Annotated in this window: 22 protein-coding genes and 1 pseudogene; 15 read left to right on the top strand and 8 right to left on the bottom strand. The window is 67.2% G+C overall.

Annotation, left to right across the window (positions count from 1 at the left end):
* Window positions 1–30 precede the first annotated feature (30 nt).
* On the top strand, window positions 31–1,002 hold the full coding sequence (locus M2437_RS01255) for a tripartite tricarboxylate transporter substrate-binding protein (protein WP_253389180.1): 972 nt from the start codon (window positions 31–33) through the stop codon (window positions 1,000–1,002).
* A gap of 310 nt (window positions 1,003–1,312) precedes the next feature.
* Window positions 1,313–2,128, top strand: a complete 816-nt coding sequence (locus tag M2437_RS01250) for an oxidoreductase (RefSeq protein WP_253389179.1) — start codon at window positions 1,313–1,315, stop codon at window positions 2,126–2,128.
* Between the two features lie 314 nt (window positions 2,129–2,442).
* Here M2437_RS01250 and M2437_RS01245 read toward each other — a convergent pair whose 3' ends face one another.
* On the bottom strand, window positions 2,443–2,652 hold the full coding sequence (locus tag M2437_RS01245; RefSeq protein WP_080577098.1) for a hypothetical protein: 210 nt from the start codon (window positions 2,650–2,652) through the stop codon (window positions 2,443–2,445).
* Window positions 2,653–3,266: 614 nt separating this feature from the next.
* Window positions 3,267–3,905, bottom strand: coding sequence for a 2,3-bisphosphoglycerate-dependent phosphoglycerate mutase (locus M2437_RS01240; protein ID WP_253389178.1), 639 nt, complete (start codon window positions 3,903–3,905; stop codon window positions 3,267–3,269).
* A 259-nt stretch (window positions 3,906–4,164) separates the two neighbouring features.
* On the opposite strand from M2437_RS01240, the gene M2437_RS01235 reads away from it, so the two are divergent.
* Window positions 4,165–4,632, top strand: coding sequence for a 5' nucleotidase, NT5C type (locus M2437_RS01235; RefSeq protein WP_253389177.1), 468 nt, complete (start codon window positions 4,165–4,167; stop codon window positions 4,630–4,632).
* A 223-nt stretch (window positions 4,633–4,855) separates the two neighbouring features.
* Here the strand turns inward: M2437_RS01235 and M2437_RS01230 are convergent, their stop codons facing one another.
* Window positions 4,856–5,101 (bottom strand): hypothetical protein, encoded by a 246-nt coding sequence (locus M2437_RS01230; protein WP_012252957.1) that lies wholly within the window; start codon window positions 5,099–5,101, stop codon window positions 4,856–4,858.
* A gap of 426 nt (window positions 5,102–5,527) precedes the next feature.
* Between M2437_RS01230 and M2437_RS01225 the strand changes: the two genes are divergently transcribed.
* The 5 genes from M2437_RS01225 (at window position 5,528) to M2437_RS01205 (ending at window position 7,855) form a co-directional block, all read left to right on the top strand.
* Entirely contained in the window at window positions 5,528–5,707 is a 180-nt protein-coding gene (locus M2437_RS01225) for a hypothetical protein (RefSeq protein WP_042508749.1), read from the top strand.
* Between the two features lie 163 nt (window positions 5,708–5,870).
* On the top strand, window positions 5,871–6,413 hold the full coding sequence (locus M2437_RS01220) for a hypothetical protein (RefSeq protein ID WP_499006373.1): 543 nt from the start codon (window positions 5,871–5,873) through the stop codon (window positions 6,411–6,413).
* Window positions 6,414–6,525: 112 nt separating this feature from the next.
* Window positions 6,526–7,290 (top strand): meso-2,3-butanediol dehydrogenase, encoded by a 765-nt coding sequence (budC, locus tag M2437_RS01215; protein ID WP_253389176.1) that lies wholly within the window; start codon window positions 6,526–6,528, stop codon window positions 7,288–7,290.
* Between the two features lie 85 nt (window positions 7,291–7,375).
* The gene (locus M2437_RS01210; protein ID WP_253389175.1) at window positions 7,376–7,555 is read left to right on the top strand and encodes a hypothetical protein; all 180 of its coding nucleotides are present in this window, start codon (window positions 7,376–7,378) and stop codon (window positions 7,553–7,555) included.
* A 57-nt stretch (window positions 7,556–7,612) separates the two neighbouring features.
* On the top strand, window positions 7,613–7,855 hold the full coding sequence (locus M2437_RS01205; RefSeq protein WP_253389174.1) for a hypothetical protein: 243 nt from the start codon (window positions 7,613–7,615) through the stop codon (window positions 7,853–7,855).
* Between the two features lie 225 nt (window positions 7,856–8,080).
* On the opposite strand, the gene M2437_RS01200 is transcribed toward M2437_RS01205, so the two are convergent.
* The 3 genes and pseudogenes from M2437_RS01200 to M2437_RS01190 form a co-directional block, all read right to left on the bottom strand.
* On the bottom strand, window positions 8,081–8,458 hold the full coding sequence (locus M2437_RS01200; RefSeq protein WP_499006371.1) for an amidohydrolase family protein: 378 nt from the start codon (window positions 8,456–8,458) through the stop codon (window positions 8,081–8,083).
* Window positions 8,418–8,945: a hypothetical protein gene (locus M2437_RS01195; RefSeq protein WP_499006369.1), complete on the bottom strand. Its 528-nt coding sequence runs from the start codon at window positions 8,943–8,945 to the stop codon at window positions 8,418–8,420. Before M2437_RS01195 ends, M2437_RS01200 begins: the two co-directional genes overlap by 41 nt.
* Before the next feature lie 97 nt (window positions 8,946–9,042).
* Window positions 9,043–9,360 (bottom strand): annotated as a pseudogene (locus M2437_RS01190) (amidohydrolase family protein); the annotation flags it as partial.
* Window positions 9,361–9,750: 390 nt separating this feature from the next.
* Here M2437_RS01190 and M2437_RS01185 point away from each other — a divergent pair.
* Entirely contained in the window at window positions 9,751–10,047 is a 297-nt protein-coding gene (locus M2437_RS01185; RefSeq protein ID WP_253389172.1) for a SemiSWEET family transporter, read from the top strand.
* Between the two features lie 34 nt (window positions 10,048–10,081).
* Here the strand turns inward: M2437_RS01185 and M2437_RS01180 are convergent, their stop codons facing one another.
* The gene (locus tag M2437_RS01180) at window positions 10,082–11,095 is read right to left on the bottom strand and encodes a LysR family transcriptional regulator (RefSeq protein ID WP_253389171.1); all 1,014 of its coding nucleotides are present in this window, start codon (window positions 11,093–11,095) and stop codon (window positions 10,082–10,084) included.
* Between the two features lie 333 nt (window positions 11,096–11,428).
* Here M2437_RS01180 and M2437_RS01175 point away from each other — a divergent pair, with 333 nt between their 5' ends.
* The 3 genes from M2437_RS01175 (at window position 11,429) to M2437_RS01165 (ending at window position 13,989) form a co-directional block, all read left to right on the top strand.
* Window positions 11,429–12,007 carry a Gfo/Idh/MocA family protein gene (locus M2437_RS01175; RefSeq protein ID WP_499006368.1) on the top strand — a complete coding sequence of 193 codons (579 nt, stop codon included), beginning with the start codon at window positions 11,429–11,431 and terminating at the stop codon, window positions 12,005–12,007.
* A 46-nt stretch (window positions 12,008–12,053) separates the two neighbouring features.
* Complete coding sequence (locus M2437_RS01170; RefSeq protein WP_499006365.1) at window positions 12,054–12,587, top strand: Gfo/Idh/MocA family oxidoreductase; 534 nt, start codon at window positions 12,054–12,056, stop codon at window positions 12,585–12,587.
* 154 nt (window positions 12,588–12,741) lie between these two features.
* Window positions 12,742–13,989 carry an MFS transporter gene (locus M2437_RS01165; protein ID WP_253389169.1) on the top strand — a complete coding sequence of 416 codons (1,248 nt, stop codon included), beginning with the start codon at window positions 12,742–12,744 and terminating at the stop codon, window positions 13,987–13,989.
* Between the two features lie 236 nt (window positions 13,990–14,225).
* Here the strand turns inward: M2437_RS01165 and M2437_RS01160 are convergent, their stop codons facing one another.
* Window positions 14,226–15,863, bottom strand: coding sequence for an L-dopachrome tautomerase-related protein (locus tag M2437_RS01160; RefSeq protein ID WP_253389168.1), 1,638 nt, complete (start codon window positions 15,861–15,863; stop codon window positions 14,226–14,228).
* A 759-nt stretch (window positions 15,864–16,622) separates the two neighbouring features.
* Between M2437_RS01160 and M2437_RS01155 the strand changes: the two genes are divergently transcribed.
* Genes M2437_RS01155 through M2437_RS01145 form a run of 3 tightly spaced genes read left to right on the top strand, consistent with a single transcriptional unit; the run spans window position 16,623 to window position 20,489 of the window.
* The gene (locus M2437_RS01155) at window positions 16,623–17,333 is read left to right on the top strand and encodes a gluconate 2-dehydrogenase subunit 3 family protein (protein WP_182570229.1); all 711 of its coding nucleotides are present in this window, start codon (window positions 16,623–16,625) and stop codon (window positions 17,331–17,333) included.
* 38 nt (window positions 17,334–17,371) lie between these two features.
* The gene (locus M2437_RS01150) at window positions 17,372–19,144 is read left to right on the top strand and encodes a GMC family oxidoreductase (protein WP_253389166.1); all 1,773 of its coding nucleotides are present in this window, start codon (window positions 17,372–17,374) and stop codon (window positions 19,142–19,144) included.
* Window positions 19,145–19,154: 10 nt separating this feature from the next.
* Entirely contained in the window at window positions 19,155–20,489 is a 1,335-nt protein-coding gene (locus M2437_RS01145) for a cytochrome c (protein WP_277570178.1), read from the top strand.
* Window positions 20,490–21,003 lie beyond the last annotated feature (514 nt).

Below are 21,003 nucleotides of genomic sequence, written 5' to 3'. Positions count from 1 at the left end.
CGACAGGAAAACAAGAAAGGGATGAGGAACATGAGAAGGGCTTTCGCCATCGGCCTCCTGTCGGCGCTCGCCGCATTCGGCGCTGCGGCCGACACCTATCCCCAGCGCCCGATCACCATGGTGGTACCCTTCGCGGCCGGCGGCCCGACCGACGTCATCGCGCGGATCGTCGCTGAGCCGATGTCACAGGCTCTCGGTCAGCAGGTCGTCATCGAGAACGTGACCGGCGCCGGCGGCACGACGGGCATCACGCGGGCTTCGCAGGCCTCGCCCGACGGCTACACCATCATGATGGGCCATATGGGCACGCACGGTGCAGCACCGGCTCTGTTCAAGGGCCTGAAATACGATCCCGCCAAAAGCTTCGATCCCATTGGCCTCGCCGCCGGCACGCCGATCGTCATCGTCGCCAAAAAGGCCATGCCGGCGCAGGACCTCAAGGGCTTCATCGAGGGGCTCAAGGCCGGTGGCGCCTCGATCAACCAGGCCCATGCGGGCGTCGGCTCCGTCTCGCACTCGACCGGCGTGCTGTTCGACTCGATCGTCGGTGCCAAGCCCACCCTCGTCGTCTATCGTGGCACCGGGCCGGCGCTGAACGACCTGATGGCCGGACAGGTCGATTTCATGACCGATCAGATCGTCAACGTCGCCCCGCAGATCGCCGGCGGCACAATCAAGGCTTACGCCATCGCGACGCCCGAGCGCTCCCCGAGCCTGCCCGATGTGCCGACCACCAAGGAAGCGGGCCTGCCCGACTACGAGGTCAGCGCCTGGAACGCCGTCTTCGCACCGAAGGGGCTGCCGGTGGATGTCAGGGCCAAGCTCGTCGCCGCCCTCGATGCGGCGCTCAAGGATCCGGGCGCGAAGAGGCGTATCCTCGAGCTCGGCGGCACGGTGCCGAAAGACGCGGAGGCCGGACCCGACGCGCTGCAGAAGCTCGTCGAGCGCGAGGTTGCCCGCTGGACGCCGGTCCTTAGATCAGCCGTCGACGCCAATCCTTGAGGCTTGCCTAAGGGCCCGCTCCGAGCAGAGTGCCATCGGAGCTGGCTCAAGCCGCGCGAACATCTCCCACATGAAATCCTGATTGCGGATTCACCGAACCCGGGCGAAAGGGCGCCCTGAACCAGATCCTATTGCAGGCCGCGCGGCGCATCGCTTCGCCGATGCGATGAGGGGCCTCACACCCTACGCGTTCATCTGTCAGGCCTGGACGAAAGAGCCCAAACGCTTCAGGCTCGACCCGTCACACCACATCCGGGGATCGTTACACCGAGAGCGCCCAACAGAAGTGCCGGCCTGAGAGGAGAACCTCGTGGCACAGCCCGAAACCAGGGTCGCAATCGTCACGGGGGCTGCCTCTGGCATCGGCCTGGAGACCGCCAGAGCCTTGAAGGCCGCGGGCTACCGGGTGTTCGGCACGAGCCGAAAAGTCGACCAAGTCGTGGAGGGCGACATCACGATGCTGCCCTGCGACCTTACCTCGGATGCGTCGGTCGCCGGCGTAGTCGAGACAATCTCCTCGCGGACCGGGCGGATCGACCTGCTGGTCAACAACGCCGGCTTCGGCATCAGCGGCGGCGCGGAGGAGTCCTCCATCGAGCAGGCGCAGGCCCTGTTCGACGTCAACCTGTTCGGGGCCATCCGCATGACCCGCGCCGTCTTGCCCTTGATGCGAGCCGGCAGGGGCGGCCGCATCGTCAACATCAGCTCGCTCTTCGGGCTCGTCCCCGCGCCCTACATGGCGCTCTACGCCGCGAGCAAGCACGCGCTCGAAGGCTATTCCGAATCCCTCGATCACGAAGTCAGGACACAGGGCATCAGGGTCGTCCTCGTCGAACCTGCCTACACGCGCACCGCATTCGACCAGAACCTCGTCTCTCCGGACGCGCCACTCGCCGTCTACGACGCCGCGCGCGCCGGTCAGGAGCGCCTGATGCGCGACGTCATGGCGGCCGCCGACGCGCCAGCGGCGGTGGCCGAGACGGTCGTGAAGGCGGCGAAAGCGACGGTGCCGAAGGTCCGCTATACAGTCGGCAAGATGGCCCGGCGGGTTAGCCTGCTACGTCGTTTCGTGCCGGCAGGGGCCTTCGACAAAGGCATCCGCAAGCAGATGCGGCTTCCGCAATAACCGGGGCGCACTTCCACGGGGCATTCCCCAGGAGCGCTCCACGAGCCGCGACGCCGCAGGGGGACATCCGGACGTGGCGGCTCCTCGAAGCGCCGCTCATGTCGACCTTGGCAAGTCTCGCCCTTCCCAACGTCCTCGTCATACCGAGAGCACCCGGCGTGTTCCTCTTAGAGTCAAAGCGATCCGAGCCGAACGCACCAAGGTTGATTTCGGCCTCGCGCGAGATTTCCCGCTGGCCTTGAGCAAAAGAAAAGCCCCGCCAGGATCTGGCAGGGCTCATCAATTTGCAGGGTCAGTGCAGCGTGAGGGCTGGCTTATGCAGCGAGCTTAGCAGCCTGGGCCGGAACGTTCTCGTTGCCGGCCCGGACAGCACGGGCCTGGGCAGCAGCAGGAGTGGTCTCGGTGATGGCAACGAACTCGCCAGCGGCGCTACCGTTCGGAGATACACGGTCAGCCATGAAGGCGACCAAGGCAACGTTGGCAGCACCAGCAGCGACAGCGGCAGCAGCGAGAAGAGCGATCATGGTAGGCGTCCCGTTTGGTTGCTTGCGTTGGCAGGGTTATGCCACCGCCCGAGACTATCTGGTATACCAGATACCAAATACCAGATACCAAATGCCGATTATGCGCTCGGCGCATAGGTTGCCGCGCCTCTTGGCTGAGACTCAACAATTTTGCATCATGCTACTGCGACGATCGCGATCACGCATTATCTTTCCGACGGGCTCAGCCTCATCGCTCCACTCGTTCGCCTAATCATCACGAGCTGCGCAGCCCTCCGCTGCGCGTCTCCGTCAGATGCCCGGCTCACTAGCTCACTCGCTGGAGGTCCATGAAATTGGCCGAGGCATGTGAGGGGCTGGTGGTGTCCCTGCTGAGGTCGTGAGAGATCCGTACGCAGCCAGGCATGTCATCGGGTTGCACGAAGCAGGTGGCGGCCTCGAGGTCTCCCGGCCGGCGCAGTTCCCAGCTCATGTCGCCCTCGATGGTGCCAATCGGTGTCCAAAAGGGACTGACCGGCCACTTTACATGAGCGCCGACACAGGGGCCGATGTCGCGCAGCCGGTCGGGTCGAGCGGAGCGGCATCCGCCGCGACTCGCCCCTACGCGAGACGACCCGATTTCTGAGGCTTCCTCTCTAACTCGAACAAGCGATCGCAGCGGCCCGGACGAGCGTTTGATCATCTGTGTTGCTGCGGTAGATGAGCATCTCCGCTGTACCAATGTTGACATCTTCGATGTCTGCGGGGGCGACTTGATCGAGTTGCATGAGCAGGGATCGTAGCGAGTTTCCGTGAGCTACGACGAGCACGCATTCGCCGCTTTGAACGCGAGGTGCGATGGCACGCTCGAAGAACGGCCACAGGCGCGCTGCCGTCATGGCCAAGCTCTCGCCGCCGGGCGGCACCGCGTCGGAAGATTTCCGCCAGGAGCGGACCTGCTCGACGCCGAACCGGGCACGAGCCTCCGTCTTGTTCAAACCGGCAAGCGCGCCGTAGTCTCGTTCATTCAAGGCCGCGTCCGCATGCACGGGCAGGTCGGTTTGGCTCAGTTCATCAAGGATCAGCGCGAGCGTGTGCTGAGCACGCTGGAGCCGGCTCGTGAACGCGTGGTCGAAGCGATATCCGAGCGTCTTCAGCCTGCGGCCGGCGGCACGCGCTTCGTTGACGCCGCGAGCGGTCAGGGCAGGGTCTCGCAAGCCTGAAAACAGCTCCCGCTCGTTGTCCTCGCTCTGGCCGTGCCGCACGAGCACGAGAGTATGTGTGGTGCTGTCCATGTCCGTCCGCCCGCTTGGTGCCGCCATCGCGTCTCGACGCGATGGCGCGACGGCACGCGCGGAGGTCACCTATGGCTCCGCCCCGTCGCTGTCCGGCTGCGACGCCTATGACGTTGGCGGTCCGGCGCTTCAAGTCTCGATCCGAGCGCAGTGTCGCGCTTCATGTTGCCCGTGATCCGAAACCCGCGCCGCCTCGTTACACATCTGGCCGCGCTCGCGCGACCGCCAAAGCAGGACAATGAGAGAGTGGGGCGCGAGGATGCCGACGGTGTTTCTTGACTGCGACGGGGTCCTCGCCGACTTCAACGGCGGAGCGTCACGCGTACTCGGGATGTCCCCGGAGGATTTTCAGCGCCGGTTCGGAATGAAGCAATTTTGGAGCCGGCTGGCGGCGGAGCCCGACTTCTTCGCGGAGCTCGCACTGTTGCCGGACGCGCGGGAGCTCTACGAGGCCGTCAGGTCCTGCGAACCTGTCATCCTCACCGGTTTGCCCCGCGGAAACTGGGCCGAGCCGCAGAAGCGGTGCTGGGCCGAGCGCCACTTCCCTGGCACGCCGATGATCACGACGACCGCTGCGCTGAAGCGCGAGCATTGTCGTCCGGGCGACGCGTTGGTCGACGACTGGGACACCCATCGGCACCGCTGGGAAGAGGCCGGTGGCGTCTTCATCCATCATCAGGGCGCGGCCACGTCGATCCGAGCCCTGCGCGCCCACGGCTTCCTCTGATCACCCGGGGCTGAGGCACGCTCAACGAACGTTCGGGCAGCGCGAGAGGGAGCTAGCAGCCGACGACGCGTCTCCCGTGCTTTCGCCGTTCCTCAGAAGCTCAAGGAGCGAGAATTGCTGTTTGCCCCGTGGCCGTCCGGAAGCGACCGGATTGGCATCGGAACCTGACTGTTGCGGAAGGTCACGAGCATCCGCGCAATCGCGGCTGCCGTCGCTCTGGCGGCTAACGCTCGGCGCGTAGGCTTTTGAGGAAGCGTCGGGCCACCTCCCGCACCGCCTCGTCGTCTCGATCGTCGCCATGGGCCTTGTCCCACAGGTGGTCGAGGCTGCCGTCGAGTTCATCCAGGAGATCGGGATGACGCTTGGCGACGAAGCGGATTGTGCCGAACAGGAGATGCTCGATCGCCATCTCGCGACGGCGCGCGTCGATGGCTTGGTCGGAGGCTGGGGCAGACGATGGGTCGGACATACGTGCACAACGACGTCTCCCTCCTCTCGGTTCGCGCTCCGCACGTGCCGTAAGTGCCGCATCTCGCCCTGCACCGATTTTCGAAAAATGAGGGGAAGCGCCTCTCGTGGCACAGGCTCGCCGAGGCGTGCGGGGGAGCGGATCGTGTTGGATCGCGTTGAACGCGTATCCCCGATGCCCAGGATAACCGCGATGGACGTGAACCGATTGAACGAGACCGAAGCCGTTCTGGCTCGAACCGATCGCGCGTGGCGATCCGAGATGGTCCGCCTCTACGGTCCCGACGGCGTCCTCCGGTTCGGCTACGGTTGCGAGGGACGGGGGGAAGACGGCACACCCGTTCGGCGGGCCTTCGAGGCGCGACAGCACGCGATTGCGTCCTGGCGGTGGGAACGGCGTGCGCAGGCCTGAGCGCGAAGCGGGGCCGTGCCGACCTTGACCAGCGCCGTCTTGAGCCTGTGGTCCGCCTACTGGGCGGCGATCTTCGCACAAGTCGCCCACTTGCGAGCGCTTGATGATGGCGTGGGCGTCAGCGCGTTTGCCCGACTCTCGAGAAGCCTCCTGGCCGTGGGGTTCGGGTTCCTCCTGATCGCCAAGCTCATGTGAGGGTGCGTGTCCGGCAGATGGCGGATTGGGCGCGTTCCGACGCGTGGCGCAAGGCAGGCCATGCCGGCGGCGACCGGTCGATGAACTTGCAAGGCGAGCGCCGGGTTGGCCCCTCAAAGCGCGGCCGATGACCTGCCGGCCGGCCCGACCAAGGATCTCGCCGATGGCTCGCCCCGATGTCGATCCCGATCGTCCTGGAACAGACAAGCGCAGTGGGGCGGCCGGCGGTGTCCTGGTCCGAGGTCTGTTGGCAGGGGCGGCCGGAGTGGCGGCCATGACCATCGCCGAGAAGATCGAGCAGAGCCTGACCGGCCGGCCGAACTCGTTCGTGCCGGCCCATACCCTGCAACGGCTGCTTGGTCGCTCGCAGCCCGACCGAGACGATATCGTGATGAACTGGGCCATGCACTGGGGCCAGGGCATCGCCCTCGGCCCGCTTCGAGCCCTCATGGCCGAGCACGGCATGCGAGGTTCGGTCGCCTCGTTCCTGTTCCTGAACGCACGGCTCTTCAACGATCAGGCCCTGGAGAACGTCACGGGAGCCGGTGCCCCGCCGTGGACCTGGCCACTCGACGAGCAACGCGTCGATCTCCTGCATAAGGCGATCTATGCCTTCGTGACCGGCTACGTGGCGGACCGGCTCGCGGCGGGCGAGGACCGAAACAGGGAGCACGGACGCGCCTTCTACGACGAGGGCGCCCCTTGATGGCCTTGCGATCGAGAACGAATGCCGCCTCGCCCGGTTAGCCCTGCGAGATGGCCTCGACGCCCGCAGTGGCCGCAGCGACCGATGAGCGACGACGTGGAGAGCCCAGCGCATGACCCGGTTCAGCGGCAAGGTGGTGATCGTGACGGGATCAGGCTCCGGCATCGGGGCCGCGACGGCGCGGCGCTTCGCGCAGGACGGCGCATCGGTCGTGCTCAACGGCCGCACGCGGGAGAAGCTTGAGCGCGTCACCGCCGATCTCGAACCGGATCGCGTTCTGGTGCAGACCGGCGACGTGTCCGATCAGGGTGATGCCGAGGCTCTGATCGCCGCCGCCGTCGAGCGCTTCGGCCGCCTCGACATCCTCGTCAACAATGCCGGCATCGTTCCGACCGGCCCGCTCCTTGAGGCGTCCGTCGCCGATTGGCGCAAGGTCATGGCCATCGACGTGGACGGCGTATTTTTCTGCACGCGCGCCGCCCTGCCGCATCTGATCCGGAGCGGCGGCAACATCGTCAACGTCTCATCCGTATCGGGGCTCGGCGGCGACTGGAACATGAGCTTCTACAACGCGGCCAAGGGTGCGGTGTCGAACTTCACGCGCTCGCTGGCCCTTGAACTCGGCGAGAGAGGCGTGCGGGTCAACGCGGTCAATCCCGGCCTGACCTTCACCGACCTGACCGAGGACATGAAGGGCGATGCGGGCCTGATGAAGCGCTTCGCGGAGCGGATCCCCCTCGGCCGTGGAGCTGAACCCGATGAGGTTGCCGACGTGATCGCCTTCTTGGCGAGCGGGGATGCGCGCTACGTCACCGGCGTGAACCTTCCGGTGGATGGCGGCCTCACGGCATCGAACGGGCAGCCGAAACAGGCGTGAGACCTCGCAGGGGCGTGTCTCTCAACCTGCGCGACCGCGACGCTTGGACATGCGACGTCGGACGACCCGATATGGAGGATACATCATGGACCTGCAGACCACGCTCAGGGACGCCATCCTGACGGAACTTCAGCGTCAAGCGGAGGCGACGGATGCTGCACCGAAGGTCAGCCTCGCGGAGGACGGCTTTGTCGACATCCAAGGGCGGATCGATATCGACGCGTTGATTATGGTGATTACGGGCTCTCTCGCCGGAGGACCGTAAATCCGCTCCCAGCAGAGCAACCGCGACGGCCGCGATACTGATCAGGAATGGTAGACAATGAACAAGGCCTACGGTGTGCAGGTGACGGCGCGGGGACTTGACGGAGGCGAACCGAGGACCGTGCCGGTTCTGGTGGTCGCAGGCGACGAGCAGGACGCCCTTCTGGTCGTCTCCGAGGCGGTCGGTGCCGACGCCGAATCCGAGGTGCTGCGCGAACTTACCGATGCGGAGATCCGGGAGCACGGCCTCGATCTGGAGCAGCGCGGGGCCGCGAAATCGCTCGCGGTGTTGAAACTCTGAGATGTTCGGGCGGCCGGAACGCTCCGCGGCTGAGGGTTTAAGAGACGGCACGCAGTCGCGGGGGGCGGCTTGTCGCATCCCGGCCGTTCAACGACCGTCGAGACTGCTCTGGCTCCAGAACCGAAGGGACGATCGAGGCGCGTAGCGGGCGCGTCTGCGAAGGGCTGCAGGCACTCGGCCACGCTTCACGCCAAAACGAACGATCGGCTCATACGCGCTCAAGGATCAGCCCGGAGAGCACGTCGACGGATGCCTCGGATGGACGAGCGGGCTTGGCCAAGAAGCGCCGCAGCATCGAATCCAAGGAGACGACGGTCGCGCTTCACGAACCGGCCGCCGACCATGACGTCCGCGACATCCTCCGGGCGGGGCCGAGTAGACCAGCAGTCCCGATGGATCGCCGCCGTCGAAGCCGGCGAGGTGCCATGCGTCGAGCCGAACGATCTGCAGATCAGCCGCGCGGCCCGGCACGAGGGCGCCGATCTCCGCGTCCAGGCCCAGAGCCCGGGCGCCGCCGACCGTCGCCAGTTCCAGGAGCCGACGGGGCGAAACGGCCGTCTCGTCACGCGTGGCGCCGGCCTGGGTGAGTGCGACGAGGCGCATGAGGGCGAACATATCGGTGAAGCCCGCCAGCGCGCTCCCGTCGATGGCCGAAACCGAGGCGCCGAGTCCCGGCGAAGCGATCGATCCGGGTGAGGCCGTAGCCGACCCGATGCTCGGTCAGGGGCGTGACCACGAGGCCGGAGCCGGCCTCCTCCAGCGCGGCGAGTTGGTCGTCCCGGGCGTCCGTCGCGTGAATGACCTGCAGACTCGGATGCAGCATCCGCCGGCCGATCAGGGCGTCGAACATCGCCGCCGCCCGTCCCGGCACCGTGCCGCTGACATGGACCTGCATCGGCAGCCCGAGCCGTCGGGCCGCGTCCCATTCCCTCTGTTTGATCGTCCAGGCCTGCGCGTCGTCGAGGTCCTGCGGCAGGCGCCAGGCGAGTCCGAGGGAGAGGCGGCCGCCCGCCGAGCGCTGTGCCCAGCCCCGCTGCCATTCCTCGACATGAGCAAGATCGATCGGGTCCGCCGTGGTCTTGCTCTTCATCCCGTAGAGCAGCCTCGCCCGGATCGGCGCGTCCTGCAGCGCCCTGAGGCCGGCCTCGGCCGTGATCGCGGTCGCGCACGATGTCGAAGAAGTCTGCGGTGGTGGTGATGCCGGACGCCACGTTCTCCACGGCGCTCAGCAGCATGCCGAGATAGGTGTCCTCCGGCGTGTAGTGCGCCGAGAGCCGGTTGGTGACGGGGAAGAAAGCGGTCTCGGGCGTGTTGCCGTAGAGGCCCCGCATCTGGCTGATCGAGCCATGGGTGTGGGCATCGACGAAGCCCGGCAGGACCACCGCGCCCGCCGCGTCGACGATGTCGGCGCCCGCCGGTACCGGCAGAGCGCGATCGAGTGCAGCGATGCGCCCGTCACGCACGAGGATGTCGGCTTCGGGCAGGTCGCCCCGCGTGGCATCCATGGTCATGACGTAGGCGCCGCGGATCAGGGTCACGTTTCCGCCTGGGGCACCTTTGGGCGTGGCACCTCCGGGCGCGGCCTCGGCCGCCGCATCCGTCGAGGCCCCCGCCAGCACGGCGCCGTACATTGCCTTCCCGAGGTCGCGCCGACTCATCGCCATCGTCCTGACGAACCCTCCCCGGGATCCCATCCGTCCCGAGATTAGGGCATCGATGATCGGGCCGTCATGGCCGGGTTCGACAGGGTGTGTTGCCATTCCGGACAGTTCTGCCGGCCGCCGCTGCGCGTTAGTGGGTGACACCATGGACGGCAGCGATGGCCGGCCATGGTGCGCGCAAGTGAGATCCGTCGCCGACCGTGGACGGCAAGTTCCTGCCGAAAGGGAAGACTTTTGAGTTCGGACGTAGACGTCATCAATCGGGCTGCCAGCGTCAGCGCCGGCGATCGCTTCGTGCGCTGGCTCGGCTGGATCGCGACCATCACCGGCGTCCTCATGTTCGCGTCCTATCTCGACCAGATCCAGCTGAACCTCTCCGGTCAGAAGGGCTCGGTCATTCAGCCGCTCGCCACGGTGGTGAATTGCGGCCTGTGGACGACCTACGGCGCGCTGCGCCGGGACTGGCCGGTTTCTTTCGCCAATGCCCCGGGGATTGTCCTCGGCGCTCTCTCCCTGATCACCGCGCTCTGACGGGCCTGTCCGAAACCCGTCTTCAGCGGGTCTGTCAGCCCGGCTCCGCCTCGGCGAGGCCGGACCCGGTACGGCACCGGGCGGCCTCGATGCGCGGCTGCAGCTTCGCCAGGGCCGCAGCCTCGAAGAGACCGAGATCTGCGCTCGCGGCCAGGGCTTGTGTCATCTCGTCCTCCATGAAGGCGATGAAGGCGCGAACCCGCCGGGGCTGGTGCAGACGCGCGGGATAGACGATGCGGACCCATCGATCCGTCCCGCCCCACCATTCCGGAAGGATGCGCACGAGGCGGCCGGCCCGCACGTCGTCAACCACGTCCCATGCGGCCTTCATCGCGATGCCGAGATCCGCCAACGCAGCGACATGGCAAATCTCCCCGTCGTTGCCGCCGGCCGCGGAGCGGATCGGGACCGCGGCCGCTTCCTCACCGCGCCACAACTGCCACTGGGTCGGCGCCGGATCGCCCACCGTCAGGCAGGCATGACCGACGAGGTCGAAGGGATCGCGCGGGGTTCCGGCCTGCGCGAGATAGGCCGGCGAGGCGCACAGAACCCGCGCGTCCGGAACGAGGGCACGGGCGATCAGGCGACTGTCGACAAGGGGCGCTTGCCGCATCGCCACATCGATGCGGCGCTCCACAAGGTCGAGAACGTCGTCGCTGGTCAGGATCTGGACCGAGATGCCGGGATGGCGGGCGAGGAAGCGGGGCAGGCGCGGCGCGATCTGCCGCTGCGCGAAGGCCGCTGTGGCCGTCACACGGACGATGCCGCTCGCCCCGTCGCCGCAGACCTCCTCCGCCGCCTGGATGGCGTCCAGGGCCACCCGGCAGCGCCCCAGGAACTCCTGCCCCTCCTCGGTCAGCCCGAGTTGGCGTGTCGTTCGCTGGAGCAGACGGACGCCGAGTTGCGCCTCCAGGCGCTTGAGCCGCTTAGAGACCAGGGTGAGCGAAACATCGAGGTCCTGCGCGGCACCGGACAGGCTACCGGCGCGCACGATGGCGTCGAAGACGCGAAGATCATCGATACTGTCGAGCCGGCCCATCCGGCGCATTAGATCGCCGGATCTGGCGGTATCAAGCGCCCGCGAGGACCGTTGCCCTCCATTCACATTTGATTGTCAGCGGAATCGCTCGGTCGTGGCCGCGGGCTCGAACCGGCTCCGGTAACGGTTGAGACCGGCCGGCTCCCGCCATTCTTGCCTGCGAGCGCAATCAGCCTTGCCGGATCAAGGCGGAGCAGATCGCCCCCCGGCCTGTTGTCCGATCATGTGCGGCCCGAACGCGGTCTGCCCAACGGGGTCTGCCCCGAGGGAGGCAACGACATCGCGGCCGCCCGGCTCGTCCCGACCTTTCGTCAGCCAATCCCGCCCACGGAAAAGTCTTCCATGACCGGCCAGACCATCCCCCGCCCCGTCGAGGGCAAGACCGTGCGATATGCCTTCGTCGGCCTCGGCGACATTGCGCAAGAGGCGATGCTGCCGGGCGTGGCGCATACCGGCAACTCGGAGGTCACGGCCTTCGTCACCAGCGATCCCGAGAAGGCGCGCCGGGTCGGCGAGCAGTACGGCGTCACCGACACCTACGGCTACGAGCAGTTCGACGCGCTGCTCGCCTCGGGCACGATCGACGCGATCTACCTCGCCACCCCGAACTGGCGCCACGCCGAGTTCGCGATCCCGGCGCTCAAGGCCGGCATCCACGTGCTGGTGGAGAAGCCGCTCGAGATCTCCACGGAGAAGTGTCGGGAGATCATGGCGGCGCAGGCCAGTTCCTCGGCCAAGCTGATGGTCGCCTACCGGCTGCATTTCGAGCCGGCGACGCTGGCCACGATCGACCTGATCCGCTCCGGCAAGCTCGGCGAGATCCTCACCTTCTCCTCGACCTTCACGCAGATGGTCTCGCCGGAGAACCACCGGGCGAAGAACGGCGTCGTGGCCGGCCCGATCTTCGACGTGGGCCCCTAATCCGATCAACGCCGTCCGCTTCCTGTTCGGCGACGAGCCGACCGAGGTGGTCTCGGCCGTCGGCGTGCGCCACCCGGAGGCTGGGTTCGGCGATTTCGACGACACGGTCGCGGTGACGCTGCGCTTTCCGAACAACCGCCTCGCGCAGTTCGTGCTGTCCTATTACGGCAACGTGCTGGACAGCTACGCCGTGGTCGGCACCGAGGGCAGCGTCGAGGTCAATCCGGCCTACATGTACGGCAAGCCGCTGGAGCGCACGGTGACGCTCGGCGAGAAGAAGAGCCACGAGAGCTTCGAGAACACCGACCATTTCGGCGGCGAGCTGAAATACTTCTCCGATTGCATCCTCAACGGCACCGATCCCGAGCCCGATGCCGAGGAAGGCTACGCCGACCTGCGCGTGATCGAGGGCATCCTGAAGGCGCTGGAGAGCGGTGGCCCGGTTCGGCTCGAGCCGTTCACCCGCACGAAGCGCATCGATACGGCGCGACAGGTCCAGAGCCTGCCGGCGCAAGCCCCGCCGGACCTCGTGAACACCTCCAATCCGGGCCGGGGCAAGGACAAGTCGCCGCTGAACTGAGCGGCAGCGGGCCGAAGCTGCACCGGGAGAGACGAGGCCGGGACGGATCGGGCGTAACCGACGCCCGGTCCGTCCCGCTCGCCCTCTTTTCGTCACCTCTGCCTAGCCTGGAGCCGCGGTCGCGTCGGGGCTTGGCGCTTGCAAGCGATCCACGATGACCCTGACCGAGACGACCGAGAACCGCCCTCGCGATACAGAGGCTCCCGAGGAGGCGCTGCCTGCGCGTGCCGAGCGGGGGCGCCATCCCAGCATCGTTCTGCTCGCCCTCGCGGTCGGGGGCTTTGCCATCGGCACCACCGAATTCGCCGCGATGAGCCTGCTGCCGGCCTTCGCCCCGGAACTCGGTATCGATGCGCCAACGGCCAGCCACGTCATCAGCGCCTACGCGCTGGGCGTGGTGGTCGGCGCGCCGCTGATCGCGGTCCTGGCCGCGCGCTTCGCCCGCCGCACGCTGCTCGTCGTCCTCATGCTGCTCTTCGCCGCCGGCAACGCCCTCTCGGCGCTCGCGCCGGACTACGGCTGGATGCTGGCCTTCCGCTTCATCGCCGGGCTGCCGCACGGCGCCTATTTCGGCGTGGCTTCCCTGGTGGCCGCCTCGCTCGTGCCGCGGGAGCGCCGGACGCAGGCGGTCTCGCGGGTGATCCTCGGCCTGTCGGTGGCCACCATGGTCGGCGTGCCGCTCGCCAACGGCATCGGACAGGCCGTCGGCTGGCGCTGGAGCTTCGCCCTCGTGGCGGCGCTCGCCACCCTCACGGCGATCCTGGTGCAGCTCTTCGCGCCCCTCGGCCAGCCCGTCCAGGGCGCCAGCGCCTTGCGCGAACTCGGCGCCCTGAAGCGGGGGCAGGTCTGGCTCACCCTGATGACCGGTGCCGTCGGCTTCGGTGGCCTGTTCGCGGTCTATACCTATCTCGCCTCGACCCTGCTCGAGGTGACGCAATCCTCCCCTTCGGCGATCCCTGCGGTGCTCGCGGTGTTCGGCCTCGGCCTCACCGCCGGAACCTTCGTCTGCGCCTGGGCCGGCGACCGGGCCCTGATGCCGGCGATCGGCTTCACGCTCCTGTGGAGCGCCGGCGCACTCGCCCTCTACCCCGTCTCAACCGGGAACCTCTGGACCATGGTGGCGGCGGCGTTCCTGATCGGCTCCGGCGGCGGCCTGTCGAGCCTGCTGCAGGCTCGGTTGATGGACGTGGCCGAGGAGGCGCAGACGATGGCGGCGGCCCTGAATCACTCCGCCTTCAACACCGCCAACGCGCTCGGACCGTGGTTGGCCGGCCTCGCGTTGGCGGCCGGGTTCGGCCTACCGGCGACGGGTCTGGTCGGCATGGGCCTCGCCCTCTCGGGCTTCGCGATCTGGGCGGTGTCGTACCTGCTGGATCGCCGGGACGCCGCGCCGCGACCTTAGAGCGCTTTCCAACGAAGTGGTTGGCGTCGGCGAAAGAAAGCGGGTCACAGCAAAGACTTGTCGCAGCAAAGACTTGGGGGCGTGATCGGATCCAACGTGGTCGGGCACGTCTCTCGCGCATAGCCTCCCGTCCGGTCGAGCCGTAGGTTGGCGGATCAGCGATCCTGCCAGTTCTGCTTCGCGTCGACCGATCGCGCGCAAGTCGGTGCCGGCCCGGGCCGACACCTGTGCCCGGATCAGCCGCGGGCCGGGAACCGGCGCTCCTGGGTCGCGCCGGCGTCGTAGCGGAGCGGCGAGCGGAAGGTCATGAACTCGACCCAGGTGCCCCACGGCATCCGGCCGAACCAGAGCTGGTTGCCCGCCCCGGTCTCGTTGAGGCCGAGGTCGTTGGGGCCTTCGAGCAGCGTCCCGCCCGCGGCCGCGAACCGCTTCGTCGCCTGGGCGATGTCGTCCACGACCATGCCGAAATGGTTGAGGCCGATGTCGTTGATCCCCGCCGCCTCGGTGCGGCCGATCCCTGTGAGCTGGAACAGCTCGATATTCGCCCCGTTGCCGAGGCGCATCTGACAGGCGCCGCGCATGGTCGCGGTCTCCGGCAGGCCATTGATCCGGCCGACATCGGCCGCCGTGAGCGGCTGGTCCGTCAGCTTGAGGTGGCGGTAGAGCAGCGTCGCGCCGAAGGCCTTCTCAAGGAAGCGGATCGCCGCCTCCATGTCCGGGACCGTCATCGCGACATGCTCGATGCCGTAGATGTCGGACAGGCCTCGTGACGGCGGGCGGCCGGTCACCGCGTCGCCGAGCCGGATGCCGGCGAGCTCCCGCGGCAGTGGCAGGGAGAAGACCTGCCAGGGGGCCCGCGTGCGGTCGTCTCCCCCGGTGTTGGCGGCGAGGTTCTCGAGCTGGGAAGCCGGGATGCAGAGGCACCGCTGCCCGTCGATGAACAACGCGTCGGGCGAGGCCAGCCGGTCGTCCTGCACCAGCGTCAGCATTCGCCCCTGCGGCGTCAGCACGGCGATCCGGCGGTTCTCGGCATCGGACAGGTAGAGGTTGCCCAGCGTGTCCATCGCGGTGCCGCCGATGGTCGGGATCTCGGCGATGGTCTGGATCGCTGCCGCGAGTTCGGCATCCGTCAGGGTCTCGTCCGCGAGCAGGGCCGTCGCGATCCGGCGGACCGGCCCGGTCGGCGTCGCCCAGTAGAGCCAGGCCCCGTCGGCATCGAGTTCGATCATGTCGCTGGCGACCGCCGGGCGGCGGCCGGCGGCATCGGCCAGGATGCGGCCGGCCTGCCCCTTCTGCGCCGCGCCGTCGGGCTTGCGCAGCAGCGGATGACCGGAGAGCCGGCGCAGGGTCCGGTTCGCCGCCAGATCGTGGACGATGATGCCGCCGAGCCCGGAATCGGTGACGTAGAGCATGTGGTCGTGCAGGCGCAGGTCGTTCATCGTCGCGCCGGCCGGCAGGATGCCGTCACCGAAGCGGAGCACCGCGAGCACGGTCCCGGTGCGGGGATCGAGGCGGACGATCTTCTGGGCCCCCGGCACGGCGCGTCCGCCCACCGCACCCTGATCAACGACCCACAGCGTCCCATCGTTGAAGACGTGGATGGCGTTGACCATGACGAAGGCGTCGCGCCCGTCCTTGCCCTGGCTCCAGGCGTTCCACGTCCCACCGGGGAACGGCGACAGGGCCCCGTCCGGCTCGACCCTGACCAGGGAGGGTGTCTCGGTGTGGTCGGGAAAGCGCGGCAGGCCGAGGAACAACGTGCCGTCCGGCGCGGCGGCGACGCCGTTGCATAGCCAGCGGGACTGCGCCGCGACCGTGAGGACAGGCGTCTGCGCGGAGGCGGCGTTCGCCTCCGGTGCGGTGGTCATCGACATGGAAGGCAGAACTCCGCTGGCGGCAAGCGCAGCAAGCGCGGATCGACGGGTGAAATTCGGGGGCGCCATGGGGAGGGAAAGAGGAGGCGGAATCATTGGTTGCTGGCGGTCGGAGCAAGGGACACTTGCGCGCTGGGCGAGAGCCGTCAGGCAGGAGCGCGCGGCCGGTCAGGCACACCGCGCTCCGAGCGAGCACCCGGTGAAGATGCCCCTATCCGGCTCGACGAGCTTGATCGCGTGACCTCGTGGGGTCCGTCGCGAAGAAAGCTGCGATCCCGACATCGAGCCGGTCACCCCTACCGGTGACGGCGTGGATCTCCGATTTGCGGTACCGGACCGCAGGCGATCGGTTGCCGGAGCAGGGACGCCCCGGCCGTCAACCGCCCGGCGCCGCGCGGATCTCACGTCGACGGGATCAGACTGTCTTGCCGTGTGAGGACGGGCCGCGACGCACCGGCGCCGGATTTCCGCCGGCGCGGAGAAACACCATGTCCGTTTCGGCAAGAGACCGCCACGCGGGCTTGATTTATAGATATGATAATTCAACGAGAGGTCAGGCGGTTCCGGCACAATGATGACGCTGCCGTAACTGCCTAGCGTGCCGCTGACGCTGCGCGCACTCACGTTCTCAAGTCTTATGTGACGCCCGACCTTATTGCTTGCTCCGGATCGCATCGCGCTTCCGGCAGGTGAGCGATAATGCGCGTCGCACTCTCAAGGCCGTGCGCATGTCGACTGAATTGTCGACACGGGGGACGTATGAACAGAAGGCAGATACTCGCCTCGGTGGCGGCTCTTGCTGGCAACGCCTCTGCCGCGCAGGCCGCGGAACTCAGCGGCGAGATGCCCTGGGAACCGGGTCAGGCCAATGTTCCGCCTCTGCCCGAACCCGGTCCGGAGCGCTGGGCCTTCTTCACCCCCGCGGAGGCCGAAGCCATCGGCGCCATGGCCGATCGGATCGTCCCGGCGGACGACCTGAGCGTCGGCGGCAAGGAGGCGGGCTGCGCCCGCTTCATCGACCGTGAACTCGCCGGCCCCTACGGCCGGGCGGCGACGCAGTACCGCCTCGGCCGCTTCGTCAAGGGGACCGCCGAGCAGGGCATCCAGTCTCCCCTCGCTCCGGCCGACCGTTACCGGCTCGGCCTCGCCGCCCTCGACCGCCACTGCCGCGCCGCCCACGGCAAGGGATACGCGAACCTGCCGCCGGCCGAACAGGACAAGATCCTCTCGGCAATGGAGGCCGGAACGCTCGATCTCGACCCGGTCGATGCGAAGGAGATGTTCGAGCAAATTCTGCAGAATGTCCGCGAGGGCTTCCTCGCCGACCCGCTCTACGGCGGCAACAAGGACTTGGTCAGTTGGCGGATGCTCGGCTTTCCCGGAGCACAGTACGACTTCCGCGACGTCATCGACTTGAAGGGAAAGAAGCTCGACTTCGTTCCGGTCAGCATGATCGACAAGTCCCTTTGATCTCTGCCCTTCGGTCGTTCTGAAAGCTGTCGTCCGAGATGACCAACGTTCGCCCAAAAGTAGATGCCGTAATCGTCGGACTCGGCTGGTGCGGCTCGCTCATGGCCGAGGAACTGACCCGGGCCGGCCTCACCGTCGTCGCCATCGAGCGCGGTCCCTGGGTCGAGACGGCCGTCGACTTCCCGCCCTCCGTCGACATGGACGAGCTGCGCTGGGACACGCGGCGGGCGATGCTGCTGCCGCCGGCGATCGAGACCATCACCTTCCGCAACGACCCGTCCCAGAAGGCGCTGCCCGCGCGGGACTGGAACTTCAACGAATGGGGCTACAACGTCGGCGGGTCCGGCACCCACTGGGCCGGCATGGCGTGGCGCTTCCTGCCGTTCGATTTCCAACCCTACAGCATGACCGTCCAGCGCTACGGCGCCGAGCAGCTCCTCGACGGCCTGATCGTGCAGGATTGGGGCGTGACCTACGACGACCTCGAACCCTTCTACGACCGGTTCGAGAAGATCGCCGGCGTCTCCGGCAAGGCCGGCAACCTCAAGGGCGAGAAGATTCCCGGCGGCAACATCTTCGAGGGCGCGCGATCGGACGAGTATCCGCTGCCGCCGCTCAAGACGACCCGCCTGACCGACCTGTTCACCGAGGCTTCGGCCAGCCTCGGCTATCATCCCTTCATGGTCCCGGCGGGCCAGACCTCGGCGGCCTACACCAACCCGCTCGGCATCCGGATGGGGCCGTGCACCTATTGCGGCTACTGCCTGTATTACGGCTGCGGCAACTGGTCGAAATCGACGCCCAACAACTGCGTCGTCCCGGCGCTGATGCAGCGCGAGAACTTCAGCGTTCTCACCGAGTCCACGGTCCTGCGCGCCAACCTCGCACCCGACGGCAAGACCGCCACCGGCGTGACCTATGTCGACAAGGACAACCGGACCTGGGAGCAGCCGGCCGACATCGTCGTCTTCTCCGCCTTCCAGATGCAGAACGTCCGGCTGATGCTGCTCTCGAAGATCGGCAAGCCCTACGATCACGCGTCCGGGGAAGGCGTCGTCGGCCGGGCCTACAGCTTCCAGACCGTGTCCGGCGCGAATATCTTCTTCGATAACGAGTACCTGAACCAGTTCATCGGCGCCGGCGCGCTGTCGGCCCAGGTCGACGACTTCAACGGCGACAACTTCGATCATGCCGGCATGGGCTTCATCGGCGGCGCCGGCATCCTCGTTGTCTCCCGCGGCGCCCGCCCGATCGGCAATGCCGACTTCGTCCCGCCCGGAACGCCCCGTTGGGGCAGCGACTGGAAGAAGGCCTACACCCACAGCTTCCAGAACGGGACCTTCATCTTCGGCCAGGGCACGAGCTTCGCGCACACGGACGCCTTCCTCGACCTCGACCCCGAGTACAAGGACATCCACGGCCTGCCGCTGCTGCGCCTGACCTACGATTACAACGAGAACGACCGCCGCTCGGCGAAGCTGATCGAGGACAAGAGCGTCGAGATCGGCCGGAAGATGGGGGCGAAGGTCGTCGTCGGCACCAACGCGACCAACCAGCACGCCTCGCCCTATCAGCTCGCCAGCGACCACACCAATGGCGGGGCCGTGATGGGGCTCGATCCGAAGACCAGCGCGCTGAACCGCTTCCAGCAGAGCTGGGACGTGCACAACGTCTTCGTCCTCGGCGCGTCGTCCTTTCCCAACAACGCCGGCTACAACCCGACCGGAACGGTCGGCGCCCTGACGCTCTGGACTGCGAAGGCGATCATCGAGACGTATCTCGACAAGCGCGGTCCGCTGGTGGCGAATTGAGGTGACGACCGTGACCTTGCGCTTCCGCACCCTCCTCGCCACGGCGGCGCTTGCGCTCTGCCTGCCGCTCGGCCTCGTCGCCTCGGCCGAGACCGAGCCGGCCCCGGTTCAGAAGAACGACGTCGATACGCCTCAGGTGGTGGAGGCGCCGAAGACGGAGCCCGATCCCGCGATCGAGCGCGGGCGCTACATCGCGGTCGCCGCCGACTGCGTCGCCTGCCACAGCAATCCGAAGAGCGGGAAGCCGTTCTCCGGCGGCTATGCTCTGGAGACGCCGTTCGGCACGCTGCTCTCGAGCAACATCACCTCGGACGAGGAGACCGGCATCGGCCGCTGGACCGAGGCGGAGTTCACGCGCGCCCTGCGCGAGGGGCTCGGCAAGGACGGGCAGCACCTGTACCCGGCGATGCCGTATACGAGCTACACCAAGATGTCCGATCAGGACGTTCACGACCTGTGGCTCTACATGAAGACGGTGCCGCCGGTCCGCAACGCCGTCGTCACCAACCAGCTCCCCTTCCCCTTCAACATCCGCGCCCTGCTGATGGGCTGGAACCTGCTGTTCTTCGAGCAGAAGCGGTTCGAGCCGCGGGCCGACCGATCCGCCATCTGGAACCGCGGCGCCTACCTCTCCGATGCCCTCGCCCATTGCGGCGCCTGCCACACGCCGAAGAACGTCCTCGGCGGCGACAAGACCAGCAAGGCCTATCACGGCGAGGTTCTGCAATCGTGGTACGCCCCGGACATCACCACGAGCAAGGCCGGCGGCATCGGCGACTGGTCGAAGGATGACATCATCCAGTATCTCAAGATCGGCAGCAACCGGATGGCGGTCGCCTCGGGGCCGATGGCCGAGGCGGTGACGAACTCGACTCAGCACCTGACCGACGCCGACCTCGCTGCCATCGCCGATTATCTCCAGACCCTACCGCCGGGCCCCGCGACCGAGACGCCGCGCGCCACCGTCACCGGTCCCGTCATGGCCCAGGGCAAGCGCGTCTTCGACTCGCAGTGCAAGGCGTGCCACGCCTCCGACGGCACCGGGATCCGGCACATGACGCCGAGCTTCCCCGGCAACAGCGCCATCCAGTCGCACGAAGTCGCCGGCATCGTCCGGACCGTGCTCGCGGGCGCCCGCGGCGCCATCACGAGCGAGAACCCGACGGGGGCGGCGATGCCGTCCTTCGCCTGGAACCTGTCGGACCAGCAGATCGCCGCTGCTCTGACCTACATCCGCAACAGCTGGGGCAATTCCGCGCCGCCGGTCACCGCCGAGGCCGTCGCCGGCACCCGCAAGACCCTCAACCTGAATGCCGTCGGGCGTGCGCCCCATCCGGCACCGTGAGCCGACGCCCGGTCGCGCGCCGGGCGAACCCTTCGCTCCAAGGCTGATTCAGATCGCCGCCATACGGCGATTGGTTGGGCAAGGGACGACCTGACCGAGCAGGCCCTATCTCAGATCGGGCGATCTACAGATTTGATTGAAATATAAGCAGCAATACCGATCAGTATCACATTATAATTCCGTCTATCCAGCACCTTGACTCAAGCAAAAACAATAACCGGCCGAAACATTTCATTAGCACAAGTTAAGGAGGACATATGTATAGCAGCTTTGAGCTGCTGGCCTTATGCAGTACTGCAGTTTCCGCTTTTAGAGAGGGCGGATCTGTAAAACTCCATCCGGATCACTGCATAGATCGGCCTACTGCCCGGATAGTGAAGACGATGACGCCCCCAGGAAGATGCCTCGTTCTGTCGCTCTCGCTTGCGATGGTGCACCTCATCGCGTCAGGGAACGCCCCTGCCCTCGCGCAGGCCGGTCCCGAAATCGGGTCCGTTCCCCCTGCCGAGAGCGG

This window comes from Methylorubrum pseudosasae (assembly GCF_029504475.1).
Classification (GTDB): domain Bacteria; phylum Pseudomonadota; class Alphaproteobacteria; order Rhizobiales; family Beijerinckiaceae; genus Methylobacterium; species Methylobacterium extorquens.
The sequence above is the reverse complement of the archived record's forward strand: the minus strand, read 5'-3'. Positions and strand labels throughout refer to the sequence as shown.

What these genes read in the sequence shown, in the direction of transcription:
- M2437_RS01240 (WP_253389178.1), bottom strand. Translation starts at nt 3,905, where the DNA reads ATGGACAGCACCACACATACTCTCGTGCTCGTGCGGCACGGCCAGAGC.
- budC (WP_253389176.1), top strand. Translation starts at nt 6,526, where the DNA reads ATGACCCGGTTCAGCGGCAAGGTGGTGATCGTGACGGGATCAGGCTCC.
- M2437_RS01175 (WP_499006368.1), top strand. Translation starts at nt 11,429, where the DNA reads ATGACCGGCCAGACCATCCCCCGCCCCGTCGAGGGCAAGACCGTGCGA.
- M2437_RS01205 (WP_253389174.1), top strand. Translation starts at nt 7,613, where the DNA reads ATGAACAAGGCCTACGGTGTGCAGGTGACGGCGCGGGGACTTGACGGA.
- M2437_RS01160 (WP_253389168.1), bottom strand. Translation starts at nt 15,863, where the DNA reads ATGTCGATGACCACCGCACCGGAGGCGAACGCCGCCTCCGCGCAGACG.
- M2437_RS01235 (WP_253389177.1), top strand. Translation starts at nt 4,165, where the DNA reads ATGCCGACGGTGTTTCTTGACTGCGACGGGGTCCTCGCCGACTTCAAC.
- M2437_RS01165 (WP_253389169.1), top strand. Translation starts at nt 12,742, where the DNA reads ATGACCCTGACCGAGACGACCGAGAACCGCCCTCGCGATACAGAGGCT.
- M2437_RS01180 (WP_253389171.1), bottom strand. Translation starts at nt 11,095, where the DNA reads ATGCGCCGGATGGGCCGGCTCGACAGTATCGATGATCTTCGCGTCTTC.
- M2437_RS01210 (WP_253389175.1), top strand. Translation starts at nt 7,376, where the DNA reads ATGGACCTGCAGACCACGCTCAGGGACGCCATCCTGACGGAACTTCAG.
- M2437_RS01245 (WP_080577098.1), bottom strand. Translation starts at nt 2,652, where the DNA reads ATGATCGCTCTTCTCGCTGCTGCCGCTGTCGCTGCTGGTGCTGCCAAC.
- M2437_RS01220 (WP_499006373.1), top strand. Translation starts at nt 5,871, where the DNA reads ATGGCTCGCCCCGATGTCGATCCCGATCGTCCTGGAACAGACAAGCGC.
- M2437_RS01155 (WP_182570229.1), top strand. Translation starts at nt 16,623, where the DNA reads ATGAACAGAAGGCAGATACTCGCCTCGGTGGCGGCTCTTGCTGGCAAC.
- M2437_RS01195 (WP_499006369.1), bottom strand. Translation starts at nt 8,945, where the DNA reads ATGAAGAGCAAGACCACGGCGGACCCGATCGATCTTGCTCATGTCGAG.
- M2437_RS01200 (WP_499006371.1), bottom strand. Translation starts at nt 8,458, where the DNA reads ATGCGCCTCGTCGCACTCACCCAGGCCGGCGCCACGCGTGACGAGACG.
- M2437_RS01230 (WP_012252957.1), bottom strand. Translation starts at nt 5,101, where the DNA reads ATGTCCGACCCATCGTCTGCCCCAGCCTCCGACCAAGCCATCGACGCG.
- M2437_RS01255 (WP_253389180.1), top strand. Translation starts at nt 31, where the DNA reads ATGAGAAGGGCTTTCGCCATCGGCCTCCTGTCGGCGCTCGCCGCATTC.
- M2437_RS01150 (WP_253389166.1), top strand. Translation starts at nt 17,372, where the DNA reads ATGACCAACGTTCGCCCAAAAGTAGATGCCGTAATCGTCGGACTCGGC.